Here is a 19,469-nt window from a genome sequence, read left to right as displayed (position 1 = left end):
CAGCGCGGCCCCCAGGGCCCGGACCGCAGGGCGGCCGGGCCCGCGGGGGCTACGTCAGCGCCGCCGGCAGCGGGGCCCCGTGCAGGAGGGTCAGGCCGGAGACCGCTCGGGTGAGGCAGACGTACAGGCGGCGCAGGCCCGTGCGCTCGTCCGGTTCGCCGTCGACGATCGCCGCCGGCTCGTCCAGGACGACGTAGTCGTACTCCAGGCCCTTGGCGAGTGACGCCGGCACCAGCGTCAGGCGGGACAGGGCCGTCGTCTCCTCGCCGGGGGAGAGGTACGGGAGGTCCGCCGCCAGCAGGGCGTCCGCCAGGTCCGGGATCCGCGCGTCCGCCGCGATCAGCCCGATCGAGCCCTCGAACGCGAGGGAGGCGCGGCAGGCGTCCACGGCCGCGGCCGTCGGATCCGAGACCGGCGAGACCACCAGCGAGCCCGGCGTCTCACGCACCGAGGAGACCGGCGCCAGCCCCGGCGAGATCGACGGGAGCAGGCGGGACGCGTAGGCGATCACCTCGCGCGGTACGCGGAAACCGGCCGTCAGCTCCTCCAGCACCGCCTCCGGCTTGCCCAGGTGCTCCAGCGCCTCGTCCCAGCTGCGCGTCGCCCACGGGGTGGTGCCCTGCGCGAGGTCGCCGAGGATCGTGGCCGAACCGGTCGTGCAGCGCCGCCCCACCGCCCGGTACTGCATCGGGGACAGGTCCTGCGCCTCGTCGAGGACGACGTGGCCGAGCGAGTGCGTGCGCTCCACCAGGTCCGCCGCCTCGTCGATCAGGACCAGGTCCGCCGGCGACCACTTCGCCGACTTCACGCTCCGGAACGGCTTCCGCCACAGGAGCAGTTTCTGCTCCTCGTCCGTCAGGACGCCCTCCGCGTGCGCCGCGAGGAAGGCCGGGTCGCCGAGGAGGCGCAGGACCAGCTTCGCCGGCTCCACCAGCGGCCACACCGCCTTGACCACGGCCTTGACCGCCGGGTTGCGCGCCACCGCGTCCTGGACGCGGTCGTCCGGAGCCTCGCCCGCCTGCTCCATCCGTACGAGGACCGCGTGCGCGATCCGCTGCGGGAGGGCGTCGCGGGCGGCGCCGTAGCGGATGTCGCGGTTCTGGAGCTCCGCGACGATCTCGGCGAGCTCGTGCGCCGGAACCCGCCAGCGCCGCGATCCGCGCACCACCATCAGCGGCTCCGCCGGCTCGCTCACGTGCGAGTGGACCGCGCGGCGCAGCACCCGCGCCATCCGGGCGTCGCCCTTGACCACGGCGGTTTCGGCGGCGTCCGCCCCGCGTACCTCCAGGTCCGCACGGGCGACCAGGTCGTCGACCGTGGCCTGCTTGACCTCCAGCTCGCCCAGGGCGGGCAGGACCTGCTCGATGTAGTGCAGGAAGGAACGGTTCGGCCCGATGACCAGCGTGCCGGTGCGGGCGAGGCGGTCGCGGTGCGCGTAGAGGAGGTAGGCGACCCGGTGCAGGCCGACCGCCGTCTTGCCGGTGCCGGGACCACCCTGCACGCAGACGGATCCCGACAGCCCGGAACGGACGATCGTGTCCTGCTCCGGCTGGATCGTCGCGACGATGTCGCGCATGGGGCCGACGCGCGGGCGCTCGATCTCCTGCTGGAGGAGCTTGCTGACCGTCGCCGCGGCCTCGGCCGGGTCGGAGAGGTGCTCGTCCTCGTACGCGGTCAGCTCGCCGCCGGTGTAACCGAAGCGGCGGCGCAGCCCGACGTCCTGGGGGTCGGCTTTCGAGGCCCGGTAGAAGGGCTGGGAGACGGGCGCGCGCCAGTCGATCACCATCGGGTCGCCGTCGGCGTCGTGGACGTGGCGGCGGCCGATGTAGAACTGCTCGCCCTCCGCGCCTTCGGCGAGCTCGGCGCCGGGCGCGTGCAGGTAGTCGAGGCGGCCGAAGAAGAGCGGGGTGTGGGAGAGGTCGGCGAGCGCCTTGATGCGGTCGTCGATCTGGGCCTGGAGGACGATCGCGTTGACCCAGTTCGCGGTGACGTCGCGGATGTCGAGGGCCTCTACGTCCTCGCGCATCGCGCGGAGTGCGGAGCGGGAGGCGCCGAGGTGGGCGCGCTCGCGGCCCAGGGGGTCGGTGGCGGCTGCGTCGGTGGTCGTGGCGGGGTCTGCGGAGGTGTCTGCGGCGGGGTCGGTGACGTGGGCGTGGGCGGGCACGGAACTGCCTCCAGCTGCTGGGTGAACGCTGCGTGATGCGGGACGGACCCCGCCGGTTTCCGGCCGGCGGGCGGCTCTCCCGGTGACGCGGCGGGAGGCGGCAAGAGCGGAGATTCTAGTCACCGGGCGTGTGGCGCGCGAACGGATAACGCCGGGGTGCCGCGGGCGGACCGCCGGTGGGGGCGGGGCCGTTGCGGTCGAGGTCGAGGTCGAGGTCGAGGTCGAGGTCGAAGTCGAGGTCGAAGTCGAGGTCGAGGTCGAGGTCGAGAGAGGGCGAGGGCGAGGGCGAGGGCGAGGAGGGGTCCGATGGCTCTTCGTCCCTCTGCCCCGTAGGGGTGTCGTCCGGGTCGGGCCCTTCGGGTCCTGCGGTCGCATCCCCCTTCGGACAGAGCCCGTAGGGGCAGGCATGGGTCGGGAGGAGGAGACGGGTGGCCGGAGGTTCAGCCCCGGGGCCGATGTGGCGGGCCGGGCGAAAAAGGACCATGGACACATGAGCACCGCAACCTTCACTCCGGTCCAGGTCGGCCGCCCGAGCGGCGCCGCCACCCTCTCCGACTCCCGCCCGCGCCACGGCGTCGGCAACGTCCTGCGCGCCGCCAAGGTCTTCGCGGCCGCCGTCGTGAGCGTCGTCGTCCTCGGCGAATACGCCGAGGACGCGGGCGTCATACGTCGCTGACCCGCGCGTCACTCGGGGCTGACTGGGTCGTCATAAGGCGCTGACTTGGGTCGTCGTACGGCGCTGACCCAGGGCGTCATACGTCGCTGACCCGCCCTGCCCGGTCCGGTCGCCGGCCCCTGCCGGTGACCCGTCACGGGAACCGCTAAGGTCACGCCGTGACCCCGAGTCCCGACACCAGCCGCTTGCCGTCACCTCGCGCCGGTGTACTGGTCGCGGGCCTGCTGCTCGGCCTGGGCGTGCTCTGCGTCGCCCTGCGCATCCCGACCGCCGACGCCCTCGTTCACGGCTTCTCCGCCGCCGAGTGGCGACCGCCCGCCGCGTATCCGCCCTTCGCGGCGATCCTGTTCACGCCGGCCGCCTGGCTGCCGTCCGGCGTACTGAAGGCCGTCCTGGTCCTGGGCAATGCCGGCCTGCTCGCCCTGCTGATCCTTCTGTCCTGCCGCCTGGCGGGCCTGGGGACCAGGCCGGTCGCCGTCATGGCCGCCACCGTCGCCGGGCTGTGGCTGGAGCCGCTGTTCCAGACCCCGCTGACCGGCCAGATCAACTTGGCGCTCGCCTGCCCGGTCCTGTGGGACCTGCGAAGGCCGAGCGCCGCGCTCGGCAAGGGCTTCGCGCTGGGCACCGCCGCCGGGATCACGCTGACCCCGGCGCTCTTGATCCCGTACCTCCTGCTGACCGGCCGTGTCCGGGCCGGCCTGACCGGGCTGGGCGCCTTCGCCGGCGCCGGCCTGCTCGGACTGCTGGTCCTCCCGCAGGCCTCTGCCGACTTCTGGTCCCGGCACCTGGCCGCCGGCGGCCGCTCGATCCTGCTGGACTGGCCCCACCTGTGGGTCTGGGCGGTCCCCGTACTCACGGCCCTGCTCGCCGCCGCCCTGCGGCACCGGGGCGGCCGCCTCGTCCTGCGGGTCCTGCGCTTCCCGCGCTTCCTGCGGGGCAACGGCAACGGCAACGGCAACGGCAACGGCGACCGAGGCGACCCCGGCGCCCCCGGAACCCGGGGGGTCCCGCTGCCGAGGTCACCCCTCAAGGAGGATGACGTCCGCGTCGTCGATGACCCGTGGGAACACGGGCGGCAGCCACCCCCGCGACGGGCCGTCAGTCGCTCGCGAGCAGCTCGTCCGCGTCCATGATCCGGTAGGCGTAGCCCTGTTCGGCCAGGAAGCGCTGGCGGTGCGCGGCGAAGTCCTGGTCGATGGTGTCGCGCGCGACGACCGAGTAGAAGCGCGCCTCGTGGCCGTCCGCCTTCGGGCGCAGGACGCGGCCCAGCCGCTGGGCCTCCTCCTGGCGGGAGCCGAAGGTTCCGGACACCTGGATGGCGACCGTGGCCTCGGGCAGGTCGATGGAGAAGTTCGCGACCTTCGAGACGACCAGCACGCTGATCTCGCCTTCGCGGAAGGCGTTGAAGAGCTTCTCGCGCTGCGCGTTGGAGGTCTCGCCCTTGATGACAGGGGCGTTCAGGTGCTCGCCGAGTTCGTCGAGCTGGTCGATGTACTGCCCGATGACCAGGGTCTGCTCGCCCGCGTGCTTGCGCACCAGTGCCTCGGTGACCTTCCGCTTGGTGGCGGTGGTCGCGCAGAAGCGGTACTTCTCCTCCGTCTCGGCGGTCGCGTACGCGAGGCGCTCCGACTCCGTGAGGTTCACGCGTACCTCGACGCAGTCCGCCGGAGCGATGTAGCCCTGCGCCTCGATCTCCTTCCACGGGGCGTCGAACCGCTTCGGGCCGATCAGCGAGAAGACGTCCGACTCGCGCCCGTCCTCGCGCACCAGCGTCGCCGTGAGCCCGAGCCGCCGCCGGGCCTGGAGGTCGGCGGTGAACTTGAACACGGGCGCCGGCAGCAGGTGCACCTCGTCGTAGAGGATCAGGCCCCAGTCCCGGGAGTCGAAGAGCTCCAGGTGCGGGTAGATGCCCTTCCGCTTCGTCGTCAGGACCTGGTACGTGGCGATCGTGACGGGCCGGATCTCCTTGCGCGTGCCGGAGTACTCGCCGATCTCCTCCTCCGTCAGGGAGGTGCGCTTGATCAGCTCGTGCTTCCACTGGCGGGCGGAGACGGTGTTCGTGACGAGGATCAGGGTCGTCGCCTTGGCCTTCGCCATCGCGCCCGCGCCGACCAGCGTCTTGCCGGCGCCGCAGGGCAGCACGACCACACCGGAGCCGCCGTGCCAGAAGCCCTCGACGGCCTGCTGCTGGTAGGGGCGCAGCGACCAGCCGTTCTCGTCGAGCTCGATCGGGTGTGCCTCGCCGTCCACGTACCCGGCGAGGTCCTCGGCCGGCCAGCCCAGCTTGAGCAGCGTCTGCTTGATCTGCCCGCGCTCGGAGGGGTGCACGGCGACGGTGTCGGCGTCGAGCCGCGCGCCGACGAGCGGGGCGATCCGCTTGGACCGCAGGATCTCCTCCAGCACCGGCCGGTCGGTGCTGGTCAGGACCAGTCCGTGGACGGGGTGCTTGGAAAGGGTGAGGCGGCCGTAGCGGGCCATGGTCTCGGCGACGTCGACGAGCAGCGCGTGCGGGACGGGGTAGCGGGAGAACTCCACGAGTGCGTCCACGACCTGCTCGGCGTCGTGACCGGCGGCCCGCGCGTTCCACAGGCCGAGCGGAGTGATCCGGTAGGTGTGGATGTGCTCGGGAGCGCGCTCCAGCTCGGCGAACGGCGCGATGGCGCGGCGCGCGGCTCCGGAGAGCTCGTGGTCGATCTCGAGGAGGAGGGTCTTGTCGCTCTGAACGATGAGGGGCCCGTTCACGCACGTCCCTTTCGGCGTGGGAGGACCGCCCGGACGCGGGCGGCCAAACCTCCAGTCTGCCGTATCGCCGCGCGGGCGGGGTGGTTCTGGGCCCCGCGGGGTTCCGCGGTGCCGCTCAGTGCCGGGGCGGATGCCTGCCGCGGTGGTCGCCCGCGGGATCAGGCCAGGCCCCGTAGGAGCAGGGTGAGGCCGCCCAGGAACTCCCGGTCCGGGGTGACCGAGCGGGCGTCGCGCGCGGTGGCCGTCATGTACGGGAACTCGTCCGCGGGCAGACCGGCGATGGCGGTGGTGCCGGGGCCGGCGAGGGGGCCGAGGTGTTCCAGCTGGGTCGCGCCGATGACGTACGCGATGACCGCGCGCAGGGCGACGACCCGGTCCTCGGCCTCGACGCCGGCCTCCGTGAGCACCTCGAGCACCGTTTCCGACCAGCGCAGCCCGCTGTGCGAGCGGTGCCGGTGGGTGAGGGTGAGCGGCAGTACGGCCGGGTGGTCGCACATGGCGTCCCGCAGGCGGGTGGCCAGTTCGGTGATCCGCTCGCGCCAGGGCGCGGGAGGCGGCGGGTTGGTGTCGACGCCGCTGAGGACCAGTTCGACGACGAGGGCTTCGAGTTCGTCGCGGTCCCGGACGTAGCGGTACAGGGCCATGGGGCTGATGCCGAGTTCGGTGGCGACGGCGCGCATGGACAGGCCGGGGAGTCCGTCGCGGTCGATGACGGCGAGGGCGGCGGCGGCCAGTTGGTCCGGGGTGTGTGAGCGGGGGCGCGGCATGACGGTTGACAGCGTACGCCATACGCCTACGCTGTAGGGGTAGGAGTACGGCATACGCCTACGCCCGTCGAGGGAGGTTCCCCATGCTCGAACCCGGTTCCGTCGTGCCCGCCCGCCGCCTCGAGGCCGTCACGGCACACGCCGTGCCCGCACTCGACGCCGCCGCGCGCCCCACCGTGCCCGTGCCCGACCCCGGGCACCTCGTGCACCTGCAGTTCCGGCGTTTCGCCGGCTGCCCCGTCTGCCACCTCCACCTGCGCTCCGTCGTCCGGCGCCACGCGGAGATCGAGGCCGCGGGGATCCGCGAGGTCGTGCTCTTCCACTCCTCCGCCGAGGAACTGCGCCCCCACACCGCCGACTTCCCCTTCGCCGTGGTCGCCGATCCGGAGCAGCGGCTCTACCGGGAGTTCGGCGTCGAGGCCTCCCCGCGCTCCCTGCTGCACCCGCGCGCCTGGGGCCCGGTGCTGCGGGCGGTCGCCCGGTCGGCCGTGGCCGTGGCGCGCGGCCGGGAGCGGCTCGCGGCCCCGCGGCCGCGCGGAGGACGGTTCGGGCTGCCCGCGGACCTGCTGATCGGTCCGGACGGACGGGTGCTGGCCGCCAAGTACGGGGAGCACGTCTACGACCAGTGGTCGGTCGACGAGCTGCTCCGCACGGCGGCCCGGTACCCCGTGGGTGCCTAGTCCGTGCCGGGCCGGGCGCCGCGACCGGGTGAACCCTTCCGGTCACAGCACTAGCCGGGAAGGGGCTGCGTGGCGTCCCCGCACGGTGACGGCGCCCAGGTGAAAAGACCGGAGGGCCCGGTACGCGCGTCGCGCGTACCGGGCCCTCCGCACGGTGTGGTGGTCAGCCGCGGGCGGCGCGGCGGCGGGCGCCGAACCAGGCGGCGGCGCCGCCGAGGGCGATGAGGACACCGGCCAGTCCGGTGTACAGGCCCGTGTTGGAGTCCGAGCCGGTGTGCGCGAGGGAACCGGTCGCGGCGGGGGTGTTCGCCGCGGTCGGGGTCGCCGTGGCCGCCGGGGCGGTGGTCGCGGAGCCGGACGGGGCCGGGGTGGTGGGCGCGGGCTTGGTGGGCGCGGGGGTGGTCGGAGCCGGCGCGGTGGCCTTCGGGCCGAGCTGGAACTCCTGCTCGGCGGACAGGAAGGGGTAGGTGTTGCCCTCGGCCAGGCCGACCGTGGCGGTCACCTTGACCGGGTTGAGCTTCTTGAGCTGCGCCTTCGGGCCGAGCTTGACCTGTACGTGCGTGATGCGGTCGCCGGAGGCGGCGCCGAAGCCCTTCGGGATGACCGGCAGGTTGTAGTTGCCGGTCTCGCCCGCCAGGTCCTTCCACTGGCCGTCGACCTTGACGCGCGCCTGGAGGTCGGCCTTGCCCAGGTCGGGCATGTCCACCTGGAACCAGGTGGCGAGGCCGGAGTTGAACTCGCCGTCACCGGTGGCTCGGTAGCGAACGTCCATCTCCTGGCAGTCGGGAGCCTCGCTGCCCTGGCAGGGGCTCACGTGGTCGAACCAGGTCTCCAGGGTCCCGGGCTTGGCCTCCGGGCCGGCCTTGAAGGTCAGGGAGGCCGTGCCGCCGTCCGCGATCTCGTTCGCGAAGCTCGACGCGCGCAGCTGGAAGTCGCCGTTGTTGGTCGGGTAGCTCGCGCCGAGGCCGATGGTGACCTTCCAGGTCAGCTTCCCGCCGGCCGGGATCTCGAAGCCGTCGGAAGCCTTCTTGCCCTCCGGGTAGAACAGGCCCTGCCACTCGCCGTCCTGCTGTCCGATCTCGGACCTGGTCGCCGGGGCGCTCAGCGCCTCGACCTTGTAGACCACGTCGCTCTGCTGGAGCGGGCTGGCGCCGGTGGGGTCGAGGAGCATCCACGGGTGGTAGTCGGAGACCTTGTCCGTCGTGTTGGTCACCGTCAGCTCGAAGGTCTCCGTCGCGCCGCCCCGCGTCAGCGGGCCGCTCGGCACCGGCGCGCTCATCGTGGTCTTCAGCGCCTGGTGGTTGCCGTCGGCGTGGGCCGACAGCGGCATCAGGACGGTCCCGGCGACGGCGGCGACGACGGCGGTGGCGGTGGCGGCGCGGAGGGTGGCGGTGCGAGCGGACATGGTGGAATCCCCCAGGAATCAACAAGATCAGACGGCAGTGGCGGCCGAGAGGCCGAGAGGCAGAGCAGAGGTCGAGCGGCCGAGCGAGGCGGCCGGCGGTTCAACGCCGGTTCCGTGGTGCAGGGTTCTCGCTGGCGGTCCGGTTTCTTTCCCCCGGTCGCTGCTGCGATGAACTGATCTTCACACAGGGCGCATCTCCAATCCGTCGTCGGAATGTCACCGCTGTGCAACAGGCCCCCGGCCTCCTCGCATGCTCTCTGACCTGCGATAACGGAACCATCCCCACCTGTTTCGCCCCATGCTCCGGCGCCGGGGAACGTCACAGGAACCGGCTACGCGCCCAGGTGCTCCAGCGGCCCCGCCGCATAGGGGGTCTCCACTGGGAGGAGGGCGCGCGCCGCTGCCGCTTTCCCCGCCCGCAGCAGGTCGTGGATCTCCCGCGCCAACGGGGTCACGTCGCGAATGGAGACCGTCCACTCGTCGGCGTACGCCCGCGACGCCGGTCCGGCCAGGCCGAGTTGGAGCGAACGGTAGGGCAGCGGGTTCAGGCGCAGGTCGCGCTCCGGGTCCCACTGGACGCGGGCGGGGGCGGTCCGCAGCGCCTGCCTCCAGGCCGCCCGGTCGGCGTGCACGGCGGGGGAGTAGTGCGACAGGCAGGCGTCGCGCAGCGCCCGGTCGAAGCCGGCGCGGGTGATCTCGACGGCCAGCACGGTCTCCTGGCCGGCTTTGGCGGCCCAGCCGCAGCGGTACATCATCCACAGGAACGACGGCTTCACCCACGTCATCCGCTCCCGCTTCCAGGCGGGCGGGAAGCGGCCGTCCCGGGCCGCGGGGAGCCCCAGCAGGGGGCTGTACGCCTGGTAGACCGTGAGGGTGTCGGCGGTGTGGGACGCGCGGATCTGGTGGCGGGGGACGCCGGCCGGGCTCCGGGCCGGGCCTGCGGTAGGGATGTCGGACATGGCCCCAGGGTGCGGGCCCGCACACCACCCGGGCCATCGGTTTTTCCCCGGGCCCGGCCGCACCTCGGCCCCCGGACCCCGGCTGGGCCCCGACTAGACCTGGTCCTCCGCCAGTTCCGCGACCCCGGTGATGCGGTGCAGCGCGTACGTCCGCACCTCGTCCGCCGTGTGGTCGTACCCGGTGACGAAGCCGCCCTCCACCCGCACCGGCGCGATGACGCGCTGGCTCGCGGCCCCGTCGGCGTTCACGTAGCCGATCCACACCGCCGAGCCGGTCAACGCGGCCGCCTGCACCGTCGCCAGGGTCTCCGCCGCGCTGGTGCGCGGGAGGGCGCCCGGTGCGCCGGAGGCCGTCCCGGAGGACGCCGCGGAAGGCTCCTTGCGGACCGCCGTCGCCGCCATGTCGCCCGCGCGGATCGCCCGTACGGCTGCCCCGAGCAGCGTCGCGTCCGGCACCGGCGGCCCCTCCGGGACCGGGGCGGGTGCCGAGCGGGCGGGCGTGCGGTGCGCGTCGGCACGGCCGACGAGGACGTCGCCGGTACGGGACTCGGCGGCCGGCGCGTACCCCATGGCCCGCAACCCGTCGAGCAGCGCGGCCGGGTCGGCCTGCGCGGCCAGCACCGTGGGCGCCAGACGGCGCAGGCCCATGCCCGCCGAACGCTTGTCGGCCAGGATCTCGTTCAGCATGCCGTCGTCGTCGCAGCGCACGTAGGAGGAGGCCGCGCCGACCCGCAGGTGCCCGTGGCGCCGGGCCTGGTCGTCGATCAGGTACGACAGCGGCTGCGGCACCGGCGTGCGGCTGTGCTCCGTGAGGAAGGCCTGCAGGTCGACGGCGGTGTGGCCGGCGTCCAGGGCGCGGCGCACCGACCCGGGCGTGAAGCGGTACACCGTCGCACCGCCCTTGGACTCCACGTCGGCCAGGACCGCCAGGACGTCGGCCAGCGGTCGGCGCAGCGGCCCCGGGGCCACCGCCGTCAGGTCGGCCTGGAGCAGTACGTGGTCCACGGGCTCGGGCAGCAGCGGCGCGAGCAGCGGCGCCGGGTCCCGGCCCTCCAGCAGGGCGCGGCCGTGCGCGGCGAGGGCGCCCCGGCCGGTGACGCCGAGGACCTCCGCCTCGGTCAGCGTCCAGTGCGCGAGGCGGGCGCGCAGCTCGCTCGTCCCGCGGACCGGGCGCTCCCACGACAGCCGGGCCAGGAGCGCGGCCGGGTCCGGGGAGCCGCCCTCGGGCAGGGCGGCGATCAGGTGCAGGACGCGGCGGCGCACCTCGGGAGCGGCCGAGCGGTCCAGTTCCGGGCCGAGGGTCGACAAGGTGCGGCCCTTCGCGTCCTGTTCGCCGACCAGGCCGGCGGTCCGGGTGGCGGCCAGCCAGGCGGCCGCCAGCACCGACCAGCGCTCGGCGGGCGCCCGGTCGCACCAGTCGTCGAAGGCCGGGGTCGGTGCGTACCGCTCGTCCGCCTCGCCGTCGCTGGCCAACAGGCCTGCGGCGTAGGCGAGTTCGATCCAGAACGCCGCCGACGGCTCGGTGGTGTCCAGCACGGCGGCAGCCCGCTTCAGGTCCCGTACGGAGAGCCCGCCCGCCCGGAGCACGGCGGGGCCGGCGTACTCCCAGGACTTCACCAGCTCCTCCACGGTCGACAGCGCGGCCAGCGCCTGGCCGGCCGCGTTCGCGTCCACAAGCTGTGGACGGTGCTCGCGGTGCACGGGAACGGCCGGGGGCAGCGGCTCCGTCACCCGGTGCGCGAGCCCGCCGCGCAGGTGCAGGGCCACCTCGCGCGGCAGCACCACCGTCCGAGCCGACGCCGGCAGCAGCAGACCGCGGTCGCGCAGCCAGCGCACCGGGGGCGTCGGATTCGGTGTCACCTCCCCGTACGGCGGCCCCCACACGAGCCGCCCGAGCACCTGGTGGGCCTCCGCCGGCGCCTCGTCGAGCAGCGCCGACATCCGCACCGGGTCCGTGAACAGGCCCGTCAGCGCGGTCACCGCCGACACCGGGTCGTGCGTCGCGGACAGCCCGACGGCGGAGACGATCTCCTGGATCCGCGTCGGCGACATGCCGGCGGTGGCTTCGGCGACGGTCGGGCCGAGCCCGGTGGGCGAGGGCCGGGACGCGGAGGGCGCGAGCAGCTCGCGGGCGGTTCGCACCAGGCGCAGCCGCTGCTCGTCGCCCCATACGAGGGCCTGCTCGCGCAGGGTGCCCAGGGCCCGGGGGAGCTCGGAGCGGGCCCCGTTGTCCGCGCCGGACGTCGTACCCGTGTCGCCGGAGAGCAGCGATTCCAGCACCGGGTACGGGCAGGGTTCCGGGGCCACCGCGAGGGCTTCGGCGCACTGCAGGGCGAACCGGTCGAGGCGGTCCAGCGCGCGCACCACCGATGCCCGGGTCCCGGCCCGCGTGGCCAGCTGGGTCACGTCCCCGGGCACCGGGCTCAGCAGGTCCGGACGGGCGTGCAGCAGGGCGGCGAGCCCGGCGTCGTCACGGGCGCGCAGCGCTTCGGCGAGGGAGCGCGGAGCGCTTCCCGCGGTGCTCGGGTCAGGCACGGTCGTCGCCTCCTGGTCGCGTCGGCCGGTCAGTCGGCCGGTCCCCATCCGGTCAACGGTATCCGCTGCGCCCTCGGCAGCTCCACGGGCGCACGCGCTACCTTCGCATCAGGCGGTACGGGAGGAGCCGGGGCGTGGGCATCGAGAGCGACCATCTGGTCTACGAATATCTGAGCCGGGTAGGGGACTTGGCGCAGCGCCGGCAGCTGTCGTCCGGGGACCGGATGCGGCTGGTTTCCGGGCTGCGGGACGAGATCGACCGGCGGCGGGCGAAGTACGAGCCCGAGACGCCGGCGGCGGTCCGGCGCATCCTGGAGCGGATCGGCACGCCGGAGGAGGTCGTCGGCACGCTGTCGGCGGCGGGCGCGCCGCCGCCCCCCGAGCGGACTCCCGCCGTGCCGGCGCAGCGGGGGGCCGCGCCGCCGCACCTGGCCGGGATCGACGAACTCGGCAAGGGCGAGGTGATGGAGCCCGACTGGTGGCGGGTCGCACCGGAGTCCTCGGTGGAGGGTTTCGCGGGCGGGATCGAGATCCCGGAGCTGTTCGAGAAGCCGGAGGCCGCGGCGGCCGACCCGGCCGCGGCCGGGGAGGAACCGGCGGAGCGGCGCACGCTCCTGGGCCACCTGCGGGAGCGGCGGCGCGCGAAGGCCGAGGCCCGCGCCGTGGCGGACGTCCCGGCGGCCCCGAAGGCGAAGCCGCACGCCTTCCTGCTGCTCGCTGCGGCCGCGTTGGCCGTCGGCGCGGCCTCCGGGTACTGGCTGCTGCTCGCCGCGGGCTGGCTGCTCGCGTACGCCTCCCGCGTGCTGGGCCCTTCGGAGCGAAAGTGGGTCGTCTTCGGGCTGCCGGGGGCGGTGTTCGCCTCGGCGGTCGTGTGGCTGTGGGGGCGGCTGAACGGGCGCTGGGGTTCCCCGCTGACGGACGAGGGCTTGGGCTCCGTCTTCCACGACATGCTCCCGTGGCTCGCGCGGGGGGCCGCGCTGGCCTCCGCGCTGTACCTCCTCTGGCGCTCGCGCCGCCGGCCCTCCTGACGGCCCCCGGGCCGGACGGGAGGTGTCCGGGCGCCGACGGGGGCACGGGACGACCCTGAGGGCGGCGCCGCAGCTACCGGCTCGCCGGGAACGCCGCACACAATGGGCGTATGAGCTCCGAAACGCTGCTGACCGTCGGATTCGACCTCGACATGACCCTCATCGACTCGCGGCCGGGCATCAGGGCCGCCTTCCAGGCGCTTTCCGCCGAGACGGGCACGTTCATCGACGCCGACGCGGCCGTCTCGCGCCTCGGTCCCCCGCTGGAACAGGAGCTTGCGCACTGGTTCGCGGAGGCGGAGATACCCGCCGTGGCCGACCGCTACCGGGAGATCTATCCCACACACGCCATCGGGCCGACCACGGCGATGCCCGGAGCCCGCGAGGCGGTCGAGGCGGTCCGGGCGCTCGGCGGCCGCACGATCGTCGTCACCGCCAAGCACGAGCCCAACGCCCGCCTGCACCTGGACCACCTGGGCATCAAGCCCGACGCCGTCGTCGGCTGGCTGTGGGCGGAAGCCAAGGCGGGCGCCCTGCGCGAGTACGGCGCCCAGGTCTACGTCGGCGACCACGTGGGAGACGTACGGGGCGCACGCGCGGCCGGAGCCCTGTCGGTGACGGTCCCGACCGGCCCGTGCCCGGAACCCGAGCTGCGGGAGGCGGGCGCCGACGTGGTCCTCGCGGACCTCACCGAGCTGCCGGCCTGGCTCGCGCGGTACGCCCGCACGCGGACCGCGTAACCGACCGGCCGGCTAAACGGGGAAGCCCGGCCTAGGCCTGCGACGCGCGGGCGGCCGTGCGCTGCGCGGCCGCCGAGCGCACCACGCCCGCCGCCGAGATGGCGAAGCCGACGCCCATGAGCATGCACACGGCCCACGCGTACGACGGGAACGGGTCGGTGTCCATGAACAGCGGGGCCATCGTGGCGAGCGTGGCGACGGCGCCGACGATGAAGACGATGCCGCCGGCCTTGACGAGCGCGTCGCCGGGGCGGGCCGCGTCGGGGTCGCCCGCAGGGGCGGTGGCGCGGACGGCGTCCGCGTGCTCGGGCTGAGGAGTAACAGTCACCCGGCCAGGGTAGTTCCCTGGCCGGAGCGGTCATCCGCGAAGGACCGGGGAACGTCTTGTTCCCCGGATCCTGACGATTAGCCTGAGAGGTGCGGGTCGGTGACCCGCTCCACACCCGACGAGCACAAGGACAGAGGACGGACGTGCCTACCGGCAAGGTCAAATGGTTCAACAGCGAGAAGGGCTTCGGCTTCCTCTCCCGCGACGACGGCGGCGACGTCTTCGTCCACTCCTCGGTGCTCCCCGCCGGGGTGGACGCGCTCAAGCCCGGTCAGCGCGTCGAGTTCGGCGTCGTCGCCGGGCAACGCGGTGACCAGGCACTTTCGGTGATCGTCCTGGATCCGGCACCCTCCGTCGCGGCGGCTCAGCGGCGCAAGCCGGACGAGCTCGCCTCGATCGTGCAGGACCTGACGACCCTGCTGGAGAACGTCACGCAGCAGCTGGAGCGGGGCCGCTACCCCGACAAGGCGCACGGCTCGAAGATCGCCGACATGCTGCGCGCGGTGGCCGACCAGATGGACGTCTGACCAGGCGGTACGACCGTGCCCCGGCCCCCGGGAGGGAGCCGGGGCACGCTCATGTCCTACGGGAAGTCGAGCGCGCCGGGGGCGATGGCCGGAACCAGACCCTCCGCCGCCGCCCGCGTCAGAAGCCCGCGCACGGCCGCGTAACCGGCGTCGCCGAGGCCGGCCGTGAACTCGTTGACGTACAGCCCGATGTGCTGGGCGGCGACGGCCGGGTCCAGCTCCTGCGCGTGCGCGCGTACGTAGGGGCGCGATGCCTCGGGGTCGTCCCAGGCCATCCGGACCGAGGTACGGGCGGACTCGGCGAGCGCGCGCAGCGTGTCCGCGCCCAGTGAGCGCTTGGCGATGATCGCGCCGAGCGGGATCGGCAGGCCGGTCGTGGACTCCCAGTGCTCGCCCATGTCGGCCAGGCAGTGCAGCCCGTAGTCCTGATAGGTGAACCGGGCCTCGTGGATGACCAGTCCGGCGTCCACACGGCCGTCGCGCACGGCCGGCATGATCTCGTGGAACGGCAGCACGACCACCTTGCCGACGCCCCCGGCCGGCAGCACGTCGGCGGCCCACAGGCGGAACAGCAGGTAGGCGGTGGAGCGTTCGCTCGGGACCGCGACCGTCTTGCCGGCCAGCTCGAGCCCGGGCTCGCGCGTCAGGACCAGCGGTCCGCAGCCGCGGCCGAGCGCGCCGCCGCAGGGCAGCAGGGCGTACTCCTCCAGCACCCACGGCAGCACGGCGTACGAGACCTTCAGGACGTCCAGCTCACCGCGCTCGGCCATGCCGTTGGTGATGTCGATGTCCGCGAAGGTGACGTCGAGTGCGGGTGCGCCCGGTACGCGGCCGTGCGCCCAGGCGTCGAAGACGAAGGTGTCGTTCGGGCAGGGAGAGTAGGCGATCTGCAACGGCTTCACGGCGTTCACGAGGGGCCTTCCCAAGCGTCGAGTACGGGTCCCAGCGCGCGGAAGCCGTCGGCCAGTGCCCCCAGCGCGTCGCCGATCCGCCAGGCGGCGCGGTCGCGGGGCCCCACGGCGTTGGAGACGGCACGGACCTCCAGGACGGGCAGCCCGTGCGCGGCGGCGGCCTCCGCGACTCCGAAGCCCTCCATGGCCTCGGCCCCGGCGAGCGGATGCCGGGCGGCGAGAGCCGCGGCGCGCTCGGCGGTGCCGGTGACGGTGGACACGGTCAGGACGGGCGCCAGCAGCGCCCCGGTCGCCTCGGCGGCCCGGGCGGCGAGCTCCGCCGGAGGCAGGTGCACGCTGCGGCCGAAGCCGAGTTCCGCGACGGGCAGGAAGCCCTGCGGGGTCTCGGCCCCCAGGTCGGCGGCGACGATGGCGTCGGCGACCACGAGGGAGCCGAGCGGGGCGGCGGGCGCGAACCCGCCGCCGATGCCGGCGGAGACCACCAGTCCGTAGCCGCCGCCGGGCGCGAGCGCCAGGGCGGTCGCGGTCCCGGCGGCCGCGGCGGCCGGGCCGACTCCGGCGACGAGGACGTCGAAGGCTCCCCGGTGGTGGATGAGGTAGCCACCGGGGAGGGCGCGCGGCTCGGAGCCGGGGGTGTGGTCCGGATGGGGGACCGCACCGGGCAGGCCGCCGGCGACGGAGTCCGCCTCCGCCGCCACCGCCGTCACGATGAGCGCGCGCACCGTGGGTACGTGCTTACTTGAGCTTGATGTTGAAGGCCCAGACGGCGAGGGGCTTGCCGTCCTCGGAGACCTGGACGATGTTGAGCTTCTTCGAGGCCGGGGCCTCGCCCTGGCCGCCGGTGAGGAAGAGGTCGGCGCCGGGGAAGCTGTCGTAGGTGTTGCTGGACGGCTCGGTGATCTGCTGGCCGTCCAGGACCGCCTGCCACTTCTTGCCGTCCTCGACGACCTCGGGCTCGACACCCAGGCGAAGGGTGTCGCCGCGGCCGTACTCGATGGTCTTGGCGTTCTTCAGATCGGCGAAGCACTCCTGGACCTTGTCGGCCGTGAGCTCCTTGCCGTCGCGGCAGGCGGCTTCGGCGGACACCGACGAGGTGCCGACCGTCACGGTCGCCAGCGGCGTCGGCTTGTCACAGGCGGAGAGGAGGAGGAGGCCGGCGGATACGGCTCCGAGGGCCGCGACGCTGCGGCGGCCCCTACCCGAGAAAAGCTGTGCGGTCATGAGCCGAAGGCTATCGGGCCGGTGCGCCGCACCGCTGCACGGGGTCCTACGGTGTGGCTTCCGTCGTTTCAGGCCACGCGCGGACGGGACGGGGTCTGGTGGTGGCGGGGAGCGGCCATGAGGCCGCGCAGGGCCATGGTCGTGCCCAGGGCGACCATGGCGGCGGCGACGGACATGCCCAGAACGCCGTTCAGCGGGAGGGCGATGCCGATCGCGCCGCCGAGGACCCACGCCACTTGGAGCAGGGTCTCCGAACGGGCGAAAGCCGAAGTGCGCACGGCCTCGGGCACGTCGCGCTGGATCATCGCGTCCAGCGAGAGCTTGGCCAGGGCCTGGCAGAAGCCGGCGGTCGCGCCCAGGACGGCCATGAACAGCCCGCTGAAGAAGACCGCCGCGAGGACGGCGACCGCGAGGGTCAGGCACAGGACGGCAGCGATGATCACCTCGGGCGCGCGGGCCCGGAGCCAGGCCCCGGCGGCGGTTCCGCACGCGTTGCCGACGCCCGCCGAGACGCCGACGATGCCCAGCGACACGGCCGCGCTCTGCCCGGCGAGCGGGTGCTCGCGCAGCAGGAACGCCAGGAAGAAGATCAGGAACCCGGACAGCCCGCGCATCGAGGCGTTCGCCAGCAGCCCGCACAGCACCGGCCGGCTGACCGTCCGCAGCCCCGGCCGCTTCGAGTGGGCCTCGTGCGTCGACAGCCGGGCCCGCCGCTCGCCCTTCGCCTCGTCGACCTTGTGGGGGAGCGTGAACGCCGCGAAGGTGCCCCAGATGAAGATCACGCACGCCCCGTACAGCGGCCACGGCGCGCCGATCGCGTGCAGGGCGGCGCCCACGGGCGCGGCGGCGCCCGTGGCCAGCAGGCCGGCCAGGGTGACCCGGGAGTTCGCCTTGACGAGTGAGAAGTCCGGCGGGAGGAGCCTCGGCACCACGGCGCTGCGCACCACCCCGTAGGCCTTGGAGGCGACCAGCACCCCGAGCGCCGCCGGGTAGAGCTCCAGCCCGCCGGTGGCCACCGCGCCCGACATCATCAACGCGAGCAGCGCCCGCGAGAACATCGCCGCGGCCATCGCGGCCCGCCGTCCGTGCGGCAGCCGGTCCAGCAGCGGCCCGATCACCGGAGCCAGGAGGGTGAAGGGAGCCATCGTGATGGCGAGGTACAGGGCCACTCGGCCGCGTGCCTCGTCGGTGGGGACGGAGAAGAAGACGGTGGAGGCGAGCGCGACTGTGATCATCACGTCACCCGCGCCGTTGATCGCGTGCAGCTCGATCAGTTTGCCGAGGCCCGATTCGCCCGCCCCGTGCGCGTGGGTGGCCCGCCGGATCCCGCGCGCCGTACCGGTGAACGGCAGGTGCAGGGCACGCCCGACGGCCCGGCCGGCCCGCCTGGCCGGTCCCGAGCCGTCGTCGGACGACCGTACGGGTGCCACGTGGCCATAGTGCCCCACTCGGCCCCCCGGAACCCGTCCCGGCGCGTTGCGGGGAGGTGGCCGGTAGTGGGGTTGTCCGCGAATCGGACCTTGCATGTGGGCCGAAGGCGCCGGAGGAGGTAGCGTGCGTAGCGCGCCACCGGCGGCTGCTCCTGGCCGCGCGCCTCTTCGCGATCCCGCAGAATGGATCGCAGGTAGGTGCGCCTTGGAACCCGATCGGGCGCGGACGTCGACGCGGCCCTCTGGTCCGCTCCGCCCGCGCTACGTAGGGACAGCCGACGGGTCGTTGTGGACGACAAGTACGGACGGCGCACTCGTGAGACGGCGTAGGAGAGAACGAGACCTGTGAGTGCTGCGACGACGCGAAGCCGTACCCCCGACCGCCTGTGCGTCGAGGCGGTAGACCTCGCCCGCGGGGCGGCCGAGGAAGCCGCCGCGCCCGGAGTGGTGGGAGAGCACCTGTCCGCGGTCGCGGAGGGCGACAGGGTCGTCACCCACTTCTTCGAGTGCAAGGACCCCGGCTACCGGGGCTGGCGCTGGGCCGTGACCGTGACGCGAGCGTCCCGGGCGAAGAACGTCACCCTCGACGAAACGGTGCTGCTGCCCGGCGACGACGCCCTGCTGGCCCCCGAGTGGGTGCCGTGGAGCGAGCGGCTGCGGCCCGGGGACATGGGTCCCGGCGACCTGCTCCCGACGGACGCCGAGGACCTGCGGCTGGAGCCGGGCTGGTCGGGCGAGGACGCGCCGCCGCCGAACTCGGTGGTCTCCACCGAGATGGCCGAACTGGTCGAGGCGGAGGACGCCGACGTCACGGACCGCGCGGTCGTCCCCGTGCGCGGCTCCATCACCTCGGTCGCCGAGGAACTGGGCATGCGCCGGGCGCGCGTGCTCTCCCGCTACGGGCTGCACAGCGCGGCCGACCGCTGGGACGAGTCCTTCGGCGCGAAGACCCCGATGGCGCAGGCCGCGCCGGCCTCGTGCGTCTCGTGCGGCTTCCTCGTCGCGATCGGCGGCTCCCTGGGCCAGGCCTTCGGCATCTGCGCGAACGAGTTCGGGCCGGCGGACGGCCATCTGGTCTCGTTGTCCTACGGATGCGGCGGCCACTCGGAGGCCGCGGTGATGCCGAAGCCGCCGCGGCCCGCGCCGCCGGTGCTGGACTCGATGGCCTCGGACGAGTTCCTCCTGCGCCCCGCCACCGACTCGGGTTCGGTCCCGACGACGGACGTCCTGGCTCCCGACCTCGGCCACTCCTAGGCTCTTTGCCGGCCCTCGCCCCGGGGTTCGTTCGCCCGGCCGGGTGACCCGCGGGTGCGGGTCCGCCCGGGGAGCGTGCCGCCGGCCGTGATCCGGCACCGG

General features: G+C 74.0%; 19 protein-coding genes. 7 read left to right on the top strand and 12 right to left on the bottom strand.

From position 1 onward, the window contains the following. Positions 1–49: 49 nt before the first annotated feature. Both ACFWBY_RS01960 and ACFWBY_RS01955 read right to left on the bottom strand, forming a co-directional pair. On the bottom strand, positions 50–2,164 hold the full coding sequence (locus ACFWBY_RS01960; RefSeq protein WP_385330630.1) for a HelD family protein: 2,115 nt from the start codon (positions 2,162–2,164) through the stop codon (positions 50–52). A gap of 115 nt (positions 2,165–2,279) precedes the next feature. After that, entirely contained in the window at positions 2,280–2,648 is a 369-nt protein-coding gene (locus ACFWBY_RS01955) for a hypothetical protein (protein WP_385330632.1), read from the bottom strand. 6 nt (positions 2,649–2,654) lie between these two features. On the opposite strand from ACFWBY_RS01955, the gene ACFWBY_RS01950 reads away from it, so the two are divergent. Together ACFWBY_RS01950 and ACFWBY_RS01945 are read left to right on the top strand one after the other, a co-directional pair. Continuing rightward, entirely contained in the window at positions 2,655–2,840 is a 186-nt protein-coding gene (locus ACFWBY_RS01950) for a hypothetical protein (protein ID WP_385330634.1), read from the top strand. Positions 2,841–2,998: 158 nt separating this feature from the next. Further along, positions 2,999–3,973 carry a glycosyltransferase family 87 protein gene (locus tag ACFWBY_RS01945; RefSeq protein WP_385330637.1) on the top strand — a complete coding sequence of 325 codons (975 nt, stop codon included), beginning with the start codon at positions 2,999–3,001 and terminating at the stop codon, positions 3,971–3,973. On the opposite strand, the gene ACFWBY_RS01940 is transcribed toward ACFWBY_RS01945, so the two are convergent. Both ACFWBY_RS01940 and ACFWBY_RS01935 read right to left on the bottom strand, forming a co-directional pair. After that, a complete protein-coding gene (locus tag ACFWBY_RS01940; protein WP_385330640.1) occupies positions 3,939–5,582 on the bottom strand; it encodes a DNA repair helicase XPB in 1,644 nt (547 codons plus the stop codon). The two genes, ACFWBY_RS01945 and ACFWBY_RS01940, sit on opposite strands and share 35 nt — an antisense overlap. 158 nt (positions 5,583–5,740) lie before the next feature. Next, positions 5,741–6,349: a TetR/AcrR family transcriptional regulator gene (locus ACFWBY_RS01935; protein WP_385330642.1), complete on the bottom strand. Its 609-nt coding sequence runs from the start codon at positions 6,347–6,349 to the stop codon at positions 5,741–5,743. A gap of 83 nt (positions 6,350–6,432) precedes the next feature. Here ACFWBY_RS01935 and ACFWBY_RS01930 point away from each other — a divergent pair, with 83 nt between their 5' ends. Next, complete coding sequence (locus tag ACFWBY_RS01930) at positions 6,433–7,029, top strand: peroxiredoxin-like family protein (RefSeq protein ID WP_385330645.1); 597 nt, start codon at positions 6,433–6,435, stop codon at positions 7,027–7,029. 163 nt (positions 7,030–7,192) lie between these two features. On the opposite strand, the gene ACFWBY_RS01925 is transcribed toward ACFWBY_RS01930, so the two are convergent. The 3 genes from ACFWBY_RS01925 to ACFWBY_RS01915 all read right to left on the bottom strand — a co-directional run bounded on the left by ACFWBY_RS01925 (position 7,193) and on the right by ACFWBY_RS01915 (position 11,976). Beyond that, complete coding sequence (locus ACFWBY_RS01925) at positions 7,193–8,434, bottom strand: hypothetical protein (protein ID WP_385330648.1); 1,242 nt, start codon at positions 8,432–8,434, stop codon at positions 7,193–7,195. Between the two features lie 332 nt (positions 8,435–8,766). Continuing rightward, on the bottom strand, positions 8,767–9,393 hold the full coding sequence (locus ACFWBY_RS01920; RefSeq protein WP_385330651.1) for a DUF4291 domain-containing protein: 627 nt from the start codon (positions 9,391–9,393) through the stop codon (positions 8,767–8,769). 93 nt (positions 9,394–9,486) lie between these two features. Beyond that, positions 9,487–11,976: a helicase-associated domain-containing protein gene (locus ACFWBY_RS01915; RefSeq protein ID WP_385330654.1), complete on the bottom strand. Its 2,490-nt coding sequence runs from the start codon at positions 11,974–11,976 to the stop codon at positions 9,487–9,489. An 86-nt stretch (positions 11,977–12,062) separates the two neighbouring features. Here ACFWBY_RS01915 and ACFWBY_RS01910 point away from each other — a divergent pair, with 86 nt between their 5' ends. Both ACFWBY_RS01910 and ACFWBY_RS01905 read left to right on the top strand, forming a co-directional pair. After that, complete coding sequence (locus ACFWBY_RS01910; protein ID WP_385330656.1) at positions 12,063–12,956, top strand: hypothetical protein; 894 nt, start codon at positions 12,063–12,065, stop codon at positions 12,954–12,956. A gap of 110 nt (positions 12,957–13,066) precedes the next feature. Next, entirely contained in the window at positions 13,067–13,696 is a 630-nt protein-coding gene (locus ACFWBY_RS01905; protein WP_385330659.1) for an HAD family hydrolase, read from the top strand. A 31-nt stretch (positions 13,697–13,727) separates the two neighbouring features. On the opposite strand, the gene ACFWBY_RS01900 is transcribed toward ACFWBY_RS01905, so the two are convergent. Further along, complete coding sequence (locus tag ACFWBY_RS01900; protein ID WP_385330661.1) at positions 13,728–14,024, bottom strand: hypothetical protein; 297 nt, start codon at positions 14,022–14,024, stop codon at positions 13,728–13,730. 143 nt (positions 14,025–14,167) lie between these two features. Between ACFWBY_RS01900 and ACFWBY_RS01895 the strand changes: the two genes are divergently transcribed. After that, positions 14,168–14,551, top strand: coding sequence for a cold-shock protein (locus ACFWBY_RS01895; protein ID WP_112451574.1), 384 nt, complete (start codon positions 14,168–14,170; stop codon positions 14,549–14,551). A gap of 56 nt (positions 14,552–14,607) precedes the next feature. Here the strand turns inward: ACFWBY_RS01895 and ACFWBY_RS01890 are convergent, their stop codons facing one another. From ACFWBY_RS01890 to ACFWBY_RS01875, 4 genes are all read right to left on the bottom strand, one after another. Further along, complete coding sequence (locus ACFWBY_RS01890) at positions 14,608–15,462, bottom strand: 1,4-dihydroxy-6-naphthoate synthase (RefSeq protein WP_385330664.1); 855 nt, start codon at positions 15,460–15,462, stop codon at positions 14,608–14,610. Beyond that, positions 15,459–16,184, bottom strand: a complete 726-nt coding sequence (locus ACFWBY_RS01885; RefSeq protein ID WP_385330667.1) for a futalosine hydrolase — start codon at positions 16,182–16,184, stop codon at positions 15,459–15,461. Before ACFWBY_RS01885 ends, ACFWBY_RS01890 begins: the two co-directional genes overlap by 4 nt. 13 nt (positions 16,185–16,197) lie before the next feature. After that, positions 16,198–16,683 carry a DUF2771 domain-containing protein gene (locus ACFWBY_RS01880; RefSeq protein ID WP_385330670.1) on the bottom strand — a complete coding sequence of 162 codons (486 nt, stop codon included), beginning with the start codon at positions 16,681–16,683 and terminating at the stop codon, positions 16,198–16,200. 68 nt (positions 16,684–16,751) lie between these two features. Continuing rightward, positions 16,752–18,131 carry an MFS transporter gene (locus ACFWBY_RS01875; protein WP_385330673.1) on the bottom strand — a complete coding sequence of 460 codons (1,380 nt, stop codon included), beginning with the start codon at positions 18,129–18,131 and terminating at the stop codon, positions 16,752–16,754. Positions 18,132–18,458: 327 nt separating this feature from the next. Between ACFWBY_RS01875 and ACFWBY_RS01870 the strand changes: the two genes are divergently transcribed. Next, positions 18,459–19,367 (top strand): DUF3027 domain-containing protein, encoded by a 909-nt coding sequence (locus ACFWBY_RS01870; RefSeq protein ID WP_385330676.1) that lies wholly within the window; start codon positions 18,459–18,461, stop codon positions 19,365–19,367. Positions 19,368–19,469: the final 102 nt, after the last annotated feature.

The organism is Streptomyces sp. NPDC060049 (assembly GCF_042736715.1).
Lineage (GTDB): Bacteria > Actinomycetota > Actinomycetes > Streptomycetales > Streptomycetaceae > Streptomyces.
Note: the sequence above shows the minus strand (reverse complement) of the source record. Positions and strands in the feature narration are given on the sequence as shown.

Bases quoted from the DNA above. Each gene is read 5' to 3' on its own strand.
- ACFWBY_RS01955 (WP_385330632.1), bottom strand. From the start codon at position 2,648: ATGGTCCTTTTTCGCCCGGCCCGCCACATCGGCCCCGGGGCTGAACCT.
- ACFWBY_RS01950 (WP_385330634.1), top strand. From the start codon at position 2,655: ATGAGCACCGCAACCTTCACTCCGGTCCAGGTCGGCCGCCCGAGCGGC.
- ACFWBY_RS01935 (WP_385330642.1), bottom strand. From the start codon at position 6,349: ATGCCGCGCCCCCGCTCACACACCCCGGACCAACTGGCCGCCGCCGCC.
- ACFWBY_RS01930 (WP_385330645.1), top strand. From the start codon at position 6,433: ATGCTCGAACCCGGTTCCGTCGTGCCCGCCCGCCGCCTCGAGGCCGTC.
- ACFWBY_RS01925 (WP_385330648.1), bottom strand. From the start codon at position 8,434: ATGTCCGCTCGCACCGCCACCCTCCGCGCCGCCACCGCCACCGCCGTC.
- ACFWBY_RS01920 (WP_385330651.1), bottom strand. From the start codon at position 9,393: ATGTCCGACATCCCTACCGCAGGCCCGGCCCGGAGCCCGGCCGGCGTC.
- ACFWBY_RS01915 (WP_385330654.1), bottom strand. From the start codon at position 11,976: ATGGGGACCGGCCGACTGACCGGCCGACGCGACCAGGAGGCGACGACC.
- ACFWBY_RS01905 (WP_385330659.1), top strand. From the start codon at position 13,067: ATGAGCTCCGAAACGCTGCTGACCGTCGGATTCGACCTCGACATGACC.
- ACFWBY_RS01880 (WP_385330670.1), bottom strand. From the start codon at position 16,683: ATGACCGCACAGCTTTTCTCGGGTAGGGGCCGCCGCAGCGTCGCGGCC.